12 protein-coding genes are annotated in these 12,575 nt (G+C 67.5%); 5 read left to right on the top strand and 7 right to left on the bottom strand.

Going from position 1 to position 12,575, the window contains the following annotated elements:
* Positions 1-2: 2 nt before the first annotated feature.
* The 5 genes from V7778_RS18045 to V7778_RS18025 form a co-directional block, all read right to left on the bottom strand.
* A complete protein-coding gene (locus V7778_RS18045) occupies positions 3-1,106 on the bottom strand; it encodes an acyl-CoA desaturase (RefSeq protein WP_335557783.1) in 1,104 nt (367 codons plus the stop codon).
* A gap of 19 nt (positions 1,107-1,125) precedes the next feature.
* Complete coding sequence (locus V7778_RS18040; RefSeq protein WP_335557780.1) at positions 1,126-1,452, bottom strand: metalloregulator ArsR/SmtB family transcription factor; 327 nt, start codon at positions 1,450-1,452, stop codon at positions 1,126-1,128.
* Positions 1,453-1,539: 87 nt separating this feature from the next.
* Positions 1,540-2,289, bottom strand: a complete 750-nt coding sequence (locus V7778_RS18035; RefSeq protein ID WP_335557779.1) for a ribonuclease T2 family protein — start codon at positions 2,287-2,289, stop codon at positions 1,540-1,542.
* A 36-nt stretch (positions 2,290-2,325) separates the two neighbouring features.
* Complete coding sequence (locus V7778_RS18030) at positions 2,326-3,495, bottom strand: tetratricopeptide repeat protein (RefSeq protein WP_335557777.1); 1,170 nt, start codon at positions 3,493-3,495, stop codon at positions 2,326-2,328.
* 80 nt (positions 3,496-3,575) lie between these two features.
* Positions 3,576-4,433 carry an HDOD domain-containing protein gene (locus V7778_RS18025; protein ID WP_335557776.1) on the bottom strand — a complete coding sequence of 286 codons (858 nt, stop codon included), beginning with the start codon at positions 4,431-4,433 and terminating at the stop codon, positions 3,576-3,578.
* Positions 4,434-4,574: 141 nt separating this feature from the next.
* Here V7778_RS18025 and V7778_RS18020 point away from each other — a divergent pair, with 141 nt between their 5' ends.
* Positions 4,575-5,144, top strand: a complete 570-nt coding sequence (locus tag V7778_RS18020; RefSeq protein ID WP_335557774.1) for a DNA-3-methyladenine glycosylase — start codon at positions 4,575-4,577, stop codon at positions 5,142-5,144.
* 23 nt (positions 5,145-5,167) lie between these two features.
* Here V7778_RS18020 and V7778_RS18015 read toward each other — a convergent pair whose 3' ends face one another.
* Complete coding sequence (locus V7778_RS18015) at positions 5,168-6,862, bottom strand: methyl-accepting chemotaxis protein (RefSeq protein WP_335557772.1); 1,695 nt, start codon at positions 6,860-6,862, stop codon at positions 5,168-5,170.
* Between the two features lie 83 nt (positions 6,863-6,945).
* Positions 6,946-7,401, bottom strand: a complete 456-nt coding sequence (locus V7778_RS18010; RefSeq protein WP_335557771.1) for a cache domain-containing protein — start codon at positions 7,399-7,401, stop codon at positions 6,946-6,948.
* Between the two features lie 283 nt (positions 7,402-7,684).
* On the opposite strand from V7778_RS18010, the gene V7778_RS18005 reads away from it, so the two are divergent.
* The 4 genes from V7778_RS18005 to V7778_RS17990 form a co-directional block, all read left to right on the top strand.
* Positions 7,685-9,082: a KamA family radical SAM protein gene (locus V7778_RS18005; protein WP_335557769.1), complete on the top strand. Its 1,398-nt coding sequence runs from the start codon at positions 7,685-7,687 to the stop codon at positions 9,080-9,082.
* A gap of 33 nt (positions 9,083-9,115) precedes the next feature.
* A complete protein-coding gene (locus tag V7778_RS18000) occupies positions 9,116-10,381 on the top strand; it encodes an MFS transporter (RefSeq protein ID WP_335557768.1) in 1,266 nt (421 codons plus the stop codon).
* Positions 10,382-10,471: 90 nt separating this feature from the next.
* Positions 10,472-11,785, top strand: a complete 1,314-nt coding sequence (locus V7778_RS17995; RefSeq protein WP_335557767.1) for a PQQ-dependent sugar dehydrogenase — start codon at positions 10,472-10,474, stop codon at positions 11,783-11,785.
* A gap of 38 nt (positions 11,786-11,823) precedes the next feature.
* Positions 11,824-12,575 (top strand): oxygenase MpaB family protein (locus tag V7778_RS17990; RefSeq protein WP_335557765.1); only part of this gene is annotated, 752 nt, incomplete at its 3' end.

Genomic DNA, 12,575 nt, shown 5'->3' with positions numbered 1-12,575 from the left:
GTTCAGCCGCAACAGGCTTGCATGCGGTTGCGCAGCACTTCGGCCGCCGTCGCGAAAGGCAGGAGTACGACCACGGCGACGGCCGTGCAGGGATTGCGCGAGCCGGCGGCAATCAGCAATGCCGGCAGGCCCGTGATGCGGCTGCCCCGGTAGTACAGGGAGAGGCGCCGGCTCGTCGCCGACCGCAGGACTCGCACGGAAACGGGTGTCTCCCCAAGTGCCTGCGGCGCATCGTCCAGTGCCCGCAGTTCAGGGCGCGCCGGACATGCGTCGGGAAGTCGCAACTGCCACACCAATCCGGCCCGCTTCAAGAGCATGAGCGTCCACCAGCCGGGATCCCATTCGCCCGCATACAGTCCGAGCCTGGCCGAGCCTGGAAATGCATGGTGGTTGTTGTGCCACGATTCGCCCATCGTCAGCAGCGCGGCAAAGCGGACATTGCGCCCCTGGACGGCGGCGCCGTCGACCGCATGGTGCATGCCGCCGTGATTATGCGCGAACCAGCCGATCAGCCAGTGGCCGGTGACACCGGCGGCAATGCGGGCGCACACGCCCCAGATGACGAAGGCCCAGCCTCCGGCCAGGTAGAGGAGCAGGGCGGGCGGCAGCTGCTGCAGCATCCAGCTGCGCTCCAGGAAGCGGTAGAAACGGTCGTTGGCGACGGATGCGCGCACGGGCAGGGCGGGCGGCGCATCGAGCTGCAGCTCGCAGTGCAGCTGCCACCAGCCGTCGAGCAGGAAGGGGCGGCCATGGCGCAGGTAATCATGGCAGTGAGGCTGGCTCTGGGAATGATCACGCAGGTCGTGCTGGGCCAGCAAGCCGAGCGGTCCGGAGAGCCCTACCTGGACGCCCATGTAGACCAGGACGTATTCCAGCCAGCCGGGGCAGGCGAAACTATCGTGGATCAGCTTGCGGTGGCTGCCCAGCGAATGGCCGAACAGCAGGACCGCCGCGGTGAGCACGACGAAGAGCGCGAAGGCGCTCCAGCTGAAGGTCATGGCGCCGCCGACGATGGCGGTGGCCGTCATGCCCGTCCACCACAGCGACTTGACCGGAGACCACCTGACGGTTCCGTTGACGACGTTTCCGAGAGTGGGCTTGGTCATGGCGGTCTCCTTTCCGGCCTCAGGCCGGCTTGCGCTTCTTCGCGAGGGTTTTCGAGGCGCGCTTGAGCGGCGCGGCGGTGGGACAGAGCTCGAACATGAAACCAGACAGGTGATTGACCAGGCTTTCGCCGTTGAGCCGGTAGTGGACGAACTGTCCGCGCCGTTCGCTCAGGACCAGCCCCGCGTTTTCCAGCACCGACAGGTGGCGCGAGGTACCCGGGGCGCTGATCGCCAGCTGTTCCGCCAGCTCGGACGTGGTCAGCTCGGCATGCGAGAGCAAGGCCAGGATCTTTCGCCGTGGCAGCGAGGCGAGCGCCTCGAAGGTTTTGTCCAGGTTTGAGTTCATTGCTTAATTAACTAATTGGTTAATCGTAGTGTGGGCCGGTTTGTCCGCTTCGTCAAGCGCGCCCGCGGGGCGGTGGCGCCTGGAGAGCTAGTGGTGCGGCGTCCTGACCCGGACGCGCTGCTTGTCGTGGGCGCCGCCGCGCGGGCAGGCCATCGGTCTCAATCCCTTGTCGAGGCAGATCCAGACTTCCTTGAGGCGGCTGCCGGAAGCGACCTTGACGCGCAGGCTGTCCGCCGGCAGCGCGGGATTGAGCTTCAGGAAGGAGTGCTTGATCGCGCCGGCGGTGGTCTCGGCCAGGCTGTCCGGCGCCGCCTGCGCGCTTGCGCCCAGCATGGCGGCCGTGGTCGGCCGGCGCAGCCCCGCATACACCTTCTCGATGTCGGCGAAGTAGCGGTCCGGGGTGGACCAGCCACAGGTGCCGTGGGCCTGCCATTCGTTCTGCATCAGGTTCGCGCTCGGCATCATGCAGAAATGGCGCTTGAGCAGCGCGGGCGGCAGCGCGTTCGATGCGCGGCAATGGCGAGGGTGGTGCTTGCTGGACGAAGCGTTGCCGTTCTGGGGCCATAGTCCGTGGACGACCCACTCGAAGCGGTTTCTCGATGAGCACTGGAAGGCATCCTGGTTGCCGCCGCGCCGCTTGCGCGCTCCCTCGCAATACTGCGGTGACCATGACAGCACCAGCGCGTGGTAGTCGACCGGCTGGTCAGCGTTGACGTAATCGGCCCGGCGCGGCGCCGGGCTCTCGACACTGGCGGGCAGGGCGCAGACTTCCTGCGCGCTTCCCGTAACAGCGCTCTGCGCCAGCGCAAGCGCCAGCAGGGCGGTTTTCCAACGCATTCACTCCTCGACGGTTGCGGTCAATCCGCCATGGTATCAGCGGATCCTCGTCCCCGTCTGCACCAGTGTGCGCAGGTAGTGGAGCTTGGACGAATACACCTCGCGCATGTCGCTGCTGGTGCTGTTGTTCACGGCCAGCGTGATGTGCTCGCGCGCGTCGCTCATGTGGCCCAGGCGCAGGTGGGCGATGCCGAGCCAGAAGCGGAACTCGTCGTTGAAGGGCGCGCGCTTGACCTCGCGTTCGAACAAGTCCCTGGCGCCGTCGAAGTCGCCGGCCTTCAGCGCCACCATGCCCTGGTCGAAGAAGTGATAGGGCGGATAGGGCTCGATGGCGGCGATGCGTTTTTCCAGTTGCTGCGCTTCGAGCGGCCGGCCCAGCTTCACCAGCAGCGGCTGCAGGTTGCGCAGCACGGCCAGGTTTTCCGGTTCGCGCGTGAGGGCGGTGCGGAAAGCCTGTTCGGCCAGGGCCAGGTCGCCATGGCGCTGGTAGACCACGCCCAGGGTGTTGAGCGGCGAGACTGCGCCAGGGCGCGCCGAGACCGCCGCCTTGGCCCACCAGTAGGCGTCGTCGGTGCGCTGCTGCACCAGCGCTTCGGCGGCCCGGTTGTTCAGGTAGAGCGCGACGATGTCTTCTTCCTCGAGCTGGCGGCTGCGCAGCTTGGCCGCGTCGTCGCGCGGGATGAAGTCGACCACCAGGTGCCGGTCCGGATCGTAGCCGCGCTGGATGTCGGTGGCGCGCTCGCCCAGGCTGATGTTGACGTGGTTGCTGGCGAGGTAGAGTCCGCCGGCGCGGCTCCACAGGTCATCCACGTTGACGCTCTGGAAATGCACCGGCATGCCGAGTTCCTTCGCGAACGCGGCCGTCATGATCACCAGCGACAGGCAGTTGCCCGAACGCGCTTCGTAGGTCTGGGCGGCGGTGCGCGTGACCTTGGATTCGTACTCGAGCTTGAGGTCGGTCTTGCTGTACAGCGCCTCGATCAGGCCGTGGCGCGCGCCACGGTTGCGCAGCAGCTGGGTGAAGGTGGGACTGTTCAGGTAGGCCCGCATGGCCGGGCTGAGCTTGAACAGGTTCTCGGCGCTCACCGGTTCGGAGGGCGGCGCGAAGCCGGCGTCGGCGAACAGTGCGGGCGGCGCACTCGCCGGCATGACGCTGGCGCATCCGGCCAGGGCTGCCGACAATAGCAAAATGATCAGGCGCTTCATGACTCCTCCGGCGTAGCTACTTTTTGTCTCAAGTATCTGCCTGCCGGAAGACTCTGTCAAAAGTATGTATTGACGCGTGCTCAGTCTGCGTGGAAGGCTTCGAGCAGTTCGTCGAGCAACTCGGCGGTTTCCTCGCCGGACAGGCCGAGGTAGGCGCAGGCGGCGTCGCCGCCCTTGCCCCATTCCAGGGATTCGGCCTGGCCCTGGTAACTGCACAGGGCGCTTTCGGCCAGCACCGACAAGGCCACCAGCGAGCGCACGGCGGGCGCGGTCGCGCTGTCGTCGAGGACAGCGAAGTCATGGTGGTGCAGGATGGCCCATCCGACGTCGCCAGACAGGCCCCAGTTGCGCGCAAGCAGGCAGCCGACGGCCGCATGGCTGGTGCTGTGGCGCTCGTCCTCCAGCGCCGTGAACGGACGCAGCGCTTCGAGCGAGGCGTCGGCGTAGGTGGCGGCGTAGTCGGGGAAACGGTCCATCAGCAAGGGCACGCCGGTATCGCAGAACAGGCCGAAGGTATGGGCCACGTCCGGCTCGCCCACGCGCAGGCGGCGCGACAGGAACACCATGGCTTCGGCACGGCGCGAGGAAACATCCCAGAAGGTCGCCAGGGCGGCGCTATTGGCGGGAATCGCCTGGCGCGCCAGCAGGCCGGTCATCAGGGCCGCCACCTGGTTGATGCCCAGGAACAGGATGGCCTGCTCGACCGACTTGGCCTTGCGGCGCCCGCCATAGATCGAGGAGTTGGCCAGCTTGAGCAGGGCGCCCGACATGCCGACATCGCTGGCCACGATCTTGCCGATCGCTTCAGGCGACGGGTCTTCCGAGGCCAGCTCGCGCTGCAGGTCGGCCAGCAGGCTGGGCCGCGGCGGAATGCGGATCGACTTGATCAGGGCATCGACCTGGTCGATCGGCTGGATGGGCTCGGCGACGGTGTTCATGGGGAAAATTTGGTGCTTCTGGGAAATGCAGAGGAGCCGCCACTATACCCCAGCCATGTTTAACTTGCAGCAAAGCAATGCGATCCCTGTGTCGATTTCACCAAAACGCCGGGTCAGGCTGACCCGGGATAAAATCGATTCATGGCTATTTCGATAATTGCAGGAATTGATTTTTCAGCACCAGCAGAGATCGTGGCGCGCCAGCTGATCGGCGTCACCGTGCTGATCGACGGGGTGGGCGGGCGCATCGTCGAGACCGAGGCCTACGACCGCGAGGACCCGGCCTCGCATGCCTATTCAGGGCCGACCGAGCGCAACGCCTCGATGTTCGGCCCGCCGGCCCATGCCTATGTCTACCGTTCCTACGGCATCCACTGGTGCCTGAACTTCGTGTGCCGCGAGGCGGGGCACGGCGCCGGGGTCCTGATCCGGGCGCTGGAACCGGTGGCGGGGCTGGACGTCATGCGCGCGCGGCGCGACGCGGACGACGAATGGCTGCTGTGCTCGGGCCCGGGCAAGCTGTGCCAGGCACTGGGAGTGACACGGGCGCATAACGGCATGGCCCTGTCGGCGCCGCCGTTCGAACTGTTACCGGCGCCGGGGGAGCTGCCGCTGATCGCGGGGCCGCGTATCGGGATTTCGAAGGCGGTGGATGTGCCGTGGCGGTTTGGGCTGGCCGGGTCGAAGTTCGTGAGCCGGCCTTTCAGGTAGGGTCGGCGGGTTTCCCGCCGACCCTACGATGATCGCCTTGCCGCAGGCAATGCCCGCACAGCCTTCGGCCGCATCGGACTGCCCGGCGTCCGCCGTTCGCCCACCCCCTGGAACGCCTCGTCTTCCTCCGCAACCGGCGCCGCTTCCACTGCCGCGACTTCACCCTGATCCTGCGCGATCCGGAAGATCGACACCGCCTTCGCCAGGTTGACCGTCTGCTCGTGCAGACTTTCCGCCGCCGCGGCGGCCTGTTCGACCAGCGCCGCGTTCTGCTGCGTCATGCCGTCCATCTGTCCCACCGCGCGGTTGACGTCGGCGATGCCTTCGGCCTGCTCGGTGCTGGCCACGCTGATGCGGCCGATGATGTCGTTCACCTGGCGCACCGAGGCCACGATGTCGCCCATGCTGGCGCCGGCCTCGCTGACCGAGGCGTTGCCGCCCTCGATGATATTGACCGAGTCCGCGATCAGGGCCTTGATCTCCCTGGCTGCGGCGGCCGAGCGCTGGGCCAGGGTGCGTACTTCGGCGGCCACCACCGCGAAGCCGCGCCCTTGCTCGCCGGCGCGCGCCGCTTCCACCGCCGCGTTCAGCGCCAGCAAATTGGTCTGGAAGGAAATGCCGTCGATCACGCCGATGATCTCGACGATCTGGCGCGAGCTGGCCTGGATCGATTCCATGCTCCTCACCGCGCGCCCCACGGCCTTGCCGCCGTCGGCCGCCAGCTCGGCCGCCTCGGACGCCAGTCCGGAAGCCAGGCGCGCGTTGTTGGCGTTGTCCTTGACCGCCGTGGTCAGCGCTTCCATGGCGCTTGCGGTCTGCTCGAGCGAGCCGGCCTGCATCTCGGTACGGGTGGACAGGTCGAGGTTGCCGCTGGCGATCTCTTTCGAGGCGGTGTCGATCGAGCGCACCGAGGCCAGGATGCTCCGCAGCGCCACGTTCAGGCGGGCGATGGTGTGGTCGAGGGCGCGCGAGGTGTCGGCGATCTCGTCGCGCCCGGTGCTGGCGCCGGGCGGCGCATCGAGCCGGCCCTCGGCCAGCTCGCCGACGGCGCGCGCGATGGCGCGGATCCCCGCCAGCATCGAGCGCCGCACCAGCACCGTCACCACCAGCGACAGCGCGATCGACAGCAGCACCAGTCCCGCCATGCTCAGGCCGAGCGAGCGGAACTCGTCCTTGGCGGCGGTATAGGCGTCTTCGCTGAGCTGCTTTTCGCGTCCCGCCAGGCGTCCCAGTTCGGCGTCGAGGGCGACGAACTGCTTCTCGGCCTTCTGCATCGAACTGGTCGCGATCGACTGGTCGACCTGGGCCAGCTCGATGGTCTCCAGTACCGCCTTGCGGTAGGCCGCCAGCGCGGCGAGCGAGGCGTCGATCGGCGCGCGCTCGCCGGTCCCGGCCAGTTCGGCGAGCTTGCCCAGCTTGTCCTTGATGGCCGCGTGCTTGCGGTGGATATCGGCGGTGAGGGCGTCGAGGCGGTTCCTGGCGAAGCTGCCGTTGACCCAGGCCAGGAGCTGGTAGATGTTCGCGTGCGCGAAGCGCGCGTCGCCCGCCACGTCGGCCACGGCCTGAAGGCGCGCCGCCCGTACCTGCACCATGTGCTCGAGCGAAGCGTTCTGGCGCACCATGCCGTAATACGCGGCCGCCGACAGCAGGGTCAGCAGCACCAGCACCATCCCCGGGGCCAGCAGCAGCTTCTGCCCGATCCGCAGTTTGTTCAGCATGATTCACCCGCCTCCCATCGCCGTCGTCCCGGCGAAGGCCGGGATCCAAGTTCCATCGAGCTGATGCGCTGCCAGCAGCACCCTTACTTTTTGTAGATCCCCGCCTCCAGCACCACATCATCCACCCGCAAGATATAGGTGGTCTTCGGCTCGATCTTCCCCGAGGTCGGGTTCTTGTACTGGTAATCGACCCAGCCCTTGCCCTTGGCCGCGGCCAGTTCGATGATCTCGCGACGGTACTTCTTGCCGTTCGCATCCGGCACGTCGGTCAGGTCCTTGCCCACGATCGAGGGGTTGTAGGGGTGGGCCAGCACGATGCCCGTCTTGATGTCGCGGATGTCGATGTAGAGCGCGCCCTGGACGAAGTCCGGATCCTTGGCGTTGATGCGCTTCATCATCTCGTCCTTGCCCTTGGCCTTGATGAGGGCGGCGCCACGCTCGCACATCGCGATGGCGTCCTTCTCGGTCGGTTCATTGGCCAGGACGGTGGTCGACATCAGGCCCATGCCCAGGCACAGGGCGGCGGCGGTCAGTTTCATGAGGCTTCCTTTCGTGAGATGCAGTGAGATATTTCCTAAGTGCACTCACTAATGTACCGGCACGTTTCGACCGCAAATTGCGTTCGCTCAAGCACCTCGCGCCGAAGCCCTGCGCGCGGCCGTGATTCTGCACGTTTGTCCTACTCGCACCACCTTTGTTCCATGCCATTTGGTAGGAACAGTCTGATTGACGAGCGGCAATTTCCTTTGGTTTCGCGGTCCTACCATGGATTCTTCGCGGCACCCTGCCGCGGTTCTTCATCCTTCCTCCTGGAGAATTCCCGTGACCACGCCAGAATCGACGCCCGTCAAGTTCAAGCCCTATACGCGCCAGAGCATCGTTGCCGCGCGCCAGTGGGAGTGGCTCACTCCCGAGCTGCAGGAGGCCGTGCAGGTGGTATCGCATGTGCTGCCTTTCCGTACCAACGCCTATGTGATGGAGGAGCTGATCGACTGGAGCAAGGTGCCGGACGATCCCATCTACCGCCTGACCTTCCCGCACCGCGACATGCTGCCGGCCGCGGAATACGAACAGCTGCGCGACCTGGTCCTGGCCAGGAAGGACGAGGCGGACATCGCCCGGCTGGTGCACCGCATCCGCATGCGCATGAACCCGCACCCGGCGGGGCAAATGACGCACAACGTGCCGCGCGTGAACGACGCGCCGCTCAGGGGCCTGCAGCACAAGTACAAGGAAACGGTGCTGTTCTTCCCCAGCGCCGGCCAGACCTGCCACGCCTACTGCACCTTCTGCTTCCGCTGGCCGCAGTTCGTCGGCATGGACGACATGAAGTTCGACGCGCGCGAATGCACCGAGCTGGTGGCCTACCTGAAGAATCATCCCGGCGTGACCGATGTCCTGCTCACCGGCGGCGACCCGATGATCATGAACACGCGCTCGCTGGGCGAATTCCTCGAGCCGCTGCTCGACCCGGAACTGGCGCATATCCAGAATATCCGCATCGGTACCAAGTCGGTGGCTTACTGGCCGCAGCGCTTCGTCTCGGACAAGGACAGCGACGACCTGATGCGCCTGTTCGAGAAAGTGGTCCGGGCCGGCAGGAACCTGGCGATCATGGGCCACTACAACCACGCGGTGGAGCTGCGCCATCCCATCGCCCAGCAGGCGGTCAAGCGCATCGTCGGCACCGGCGCCACCCTGCGCATGCAAGGCCCCCTGATCCGCCACATCAACGAAGACCCGAAAAGCTGGGCCGAGCTGTGGACCACGGGCGTGCGCCTGGGGGCGATCCCGTACTACATGTTCGTCGAGCGCGACACCGGCCCGCGCGACTACTTCGCGCTGCCGCTGGCGCGCGCCCACGAGATCTTCCAGGAAGCCTATTCGATGGTGTCCGGCCTGTCGCGCACCGTGCGCGGGCCGTCGATGAGCGCCTTCCCGGGCAAGGTCGTGATCGACGGCGTGGTCACCATCAACGGCGAAAAGCTGTTCGCGCTGCAGTTCCTGCAAGCCCGCGATCCCGACTGGGTGCGGCGCCCCTTCTTTGCCCGTTACGATCCGGACGCGACCTGGCTCGACCACCTCAAGCCGGCCTTCGGGCGCGACCGCTTCTTCTTCGAGATGGAAAGTGGCGGTCCGCTGCGCGGCCCCGGCGGGCGCGTGATTCCGCTGGTGCCGGGCGGCCAGCGCGGCGTCGAAGCGCAACCCGACGCAGCCTGACGCGCCCCCATGGCCGCGGCGCCTGGTACCACCATGACGAGCACCGCCGCGCCGCGCCTGTCCGGCGTGGCGGTATTTTTCCACGTGTTCCTGCCGTTCGCGCTCGGACATTACCTGTCCTCGCTGCTGCGCAACGTCAATGCCGTGCTGGCCTCGCACCTGGTCGGCGAGCTGGCGCTTACGCCGGGCCAGCTCGGCCTGCTCACCAGCGCCTTCTTCTTCGCCTTCGCGCTGGTGCAGCTGCCGGTGGGGATCGCGCTCGACCGCTACGGCCCGCGCCGGGTACAGCTGGCGATGATGGTGGCGGCCGCCTGCGGGGCGCTGCTGTTCGCGCGCGGCACCGGCCTGGTCCAGCTGCTGCTGGCGCGCGCCGTCATGGGCTGTGGCCTGGGCGGCTGCTTCATGGCGGCGCTGAAAGCGGTGTCGGCCTGGATCGCGCCTGCGAAGCTGCCCTCGGTGCACGGCTACCTGATCGCGGTCGGCGGCCTTGGCGCGGCCACCGCCACCATGCCGGTGCGCACGGCGCTGGAATACACCGACTGGCGCGGGCTGTTCGTGATCCTGGCGGCGCTGGTGGCCTGTACCGGCCTGCTGGTGGCGCTGCTGTATCCGCGCCACGATGCCGCGGCCAGCCAGCACGGCCCGCTGCTGCCGGCCTTGCGCGAGGTATGGCGCGCGCCTGGTTTTCGCGGCGTGGTCTCGCTGGTGCTGTTGCCGCATGCGGTCTTCTTCGGCGTCCAGGGCCTGTGGATCGGGCGCTGGCTGTCGGACGTCGCCGGGTTCTCCGATGACGCCGTGGCCTACCTGCTCTACCTGAGCATGGCCGGCGTCATCTTCGGGGCGATCGCCGTGGGCATGATCACCGAGTGGGCGGGACGGCGCGGCATGCCGCCGCTGGACGTGGCCGCAGCCGGCGTCACGGTGTTCGTGCTGGTGCAGGCGGGCTTCGTGGCCGGCTACCAGCCGAGCTTCCAGCTGCTGTCGGTGCTGTTCAGCCTGGTGGGTACGATCACCGGCATCGAATACGCGATCGTGGCGCAGTCGATGCCGCGCGCGCTGACCGGACGCGCGGCGACCTTCCTGAATCTCCTGATCTTCATCGGCGCCTTCCTGGTGCAGGCCGGCTTCGGCCTGGTGGTCGGGCTGTGGAAGCCGGACCTGGCCGGCAGGGCGCCCGCCATCGCCTACCAGGCCGCCTTCGGCCTGCTGGTGCTGGTCCAGCTGCCCGGCCTGTGGGCCTTCGCGCGGCGCCGCAGGCTGGCGCCCGCACCGCAAGAGGAAACAGCAAGGGCGGCGTGAGCGGGTGTGCGTGCTTTCTTGGCGGTAACGTACGAAGCGTAATTTTTTGTCTATATAAAATGTCATCTTCAATTCCTGGGGATGACCATCATGCGCACCGATTCCGGGCGCCTGCTCGCAGGCGCGACCTTGCTGCTGCTTGCCGCCTGCGGCGAAAAATCGATCCTTCCATCCGGGGCCGACGTCGGCGCCCAGCCGGTCATCAAGGAGCCGGTCAAGACCACCATTCCGACTGTCGACATCGCGCCGGCCAAGGGCTGGCCCTCGGGGACGACGCCGAGGCCGGCGGCCGGCCTGGCGGTCAACGCCTTCGCCACGGCCCTCGACCATCCGCGCTGGGTCTATGTGCTGCCGAACGGCGACGTGCTGGTGGCCGAGAGCAACGCTCCCGAGCGTCCCGAGGACGGCAAGGGGATCAAGGGCTACGTGATGAAGAAGGTGATGAAGAAGGCGGGCGCCGCCGTGCCCAGCCCGAACCGCATCAGCCTGCTGCGCGACGCCGACGGCGACGGCGCGGCCGAGCTCAAGCGCGTGTTCATCAAGAACCTGAATTCGCCCTTCGGCATGGCGCTGGTGGGCGACACGCTCTATGTCGCCAACACCGACGGCATCGTGCGCTTCGACTACAAGGAGGGCATGACCGAGATCACGGCCAAGCCGCAGCCGGTGGCGCCGCTGCCGGGCGGGCCCTTGAACCACCATTGGACCAAGAACATCATCGCCAGCAAGGACGGCAGCAAGCTGTACGCCACCTCGGGCTCGAACAGCAACGTGGCCGAGAACGGCATGGACAAGGAAGTCGACCGCGCCGCCATCCTCGAGGTCGACCTCGCCACCGGCAAGACCCGCCTGTTCGCCTCCGGCCTGCGCAATCCCAACGGCCTGGCCTGGCATCCGCAGACGGGGGCCCTGTGGACGGTGGTGAACGAACGCGACGAACTGGGCAGCGACCTGGTGCCCGACTACCTGACCTCGGTGAAAGACGGCGGCTTCTACGGCTGGCCCTACAGCTACTACGGCAAGCACGTCGACCAGCGCGTCAAGCCGCCGCGCCCGGACCTGGTCGAGAAGGCCATCGTGCCCGATTTCGCGCTGGGCTCGCACGTGGCGCCGCTGGGACTGGCCTTCTACGAAGGCTCGCTGCTGCAGCAGTTTTCGGGGGGCGCCCTGATCGGCCAGCATGGCTCCTGGAACCGCAAGCCGCTGTCGGGCTACAACGTGGTGTTCGTGCCCTTCCGCGACGGCATGCCGAGCGGGAAGCCGGTCGAGGTGCTCGGCGGCTTCGTCGACAAGAACGGCGACGCCATGGGGCGCCCGGTCGGGGTGGCGGTGGACAAGGGCGGGGCGGTGCTGGTGGCGGACGATGTCGGCAACGTGATCTGGCGCGTGGCGCCGGCGCGCTGACCCACCTGCGGCCAGCCTGGGCGTCGTGCGGGCAGCCGATGCTGGATATCCTGCAAGACCTGATGCGGCCGCCCCCGGGGATGGCCTTCGACTTCAGCCAGCCGGCGGGAGAGCCGGCGCTGGCTCCCGCGGACGGCGTCTGCTGGCGGGTGTTCGCCAACCCGGTCTCGCTGTTCGTCGGCGGGGTGGCGGCGGTGCTGCTCGAACTGGCGGAACCGGCGGTGCGCACGGGTGTGTGGGAGCATGGCGGCTTCCGGATCGACCCGGTCATGCGCCTGCGGCGCACCGGTTTTGCCGCCATGATGACCGTCTACGGCCCACGCTCGGCGGCGGAACAGCTCATCGCGCGCGTGGTGCGGATGCACGACCGGGTGCAGGGCAGGACGCCCGGCGGCCACGCCTACCGCGCCAACGATCCGCGCCTGCTCGACTGGGTGCATGCGACTGCCGCATTCGGATTCATCGAAGCCTATCATCGCTACGTCCTACCCCTGTCGCCTCAGGAGAAGGATCGCGCCTTCGCCGAAGGCGGGCCCGCCGCCGCCCTGTATGGCGCGACCGGCGCGCCGCGCTCGTGGGCCATGTGGCAAGCCATGCTCGCGCAGACCGCGCCGGGGCTGGAGGGTTCAAGCATCCTGGCCGAGTTCATGCGCTTGATCGAAACGGCGCCGCTCCTGCCGGCGCCGGTGCGCGGGCTCCAGCGCCTGCTGGTGCGCGCCGCTGTCGACATCAGCCCCGAGCCGGTGCGTTCGCTGCCGCAGTTGCGCGGCCGCGGTTTGCGCCTGGGCGA

Source organism: Massilia sp. DD77 (genome assembly GCF_036961685.1).
GTDB lineage: Bacteria > Pseudomonadota > Gammaproteobacteria > Burkholderiales > Burkholderiaceae_D > Telluria.
This window is presented reverse-complemented; position numbering and strand designations above follow the sequence as displayed.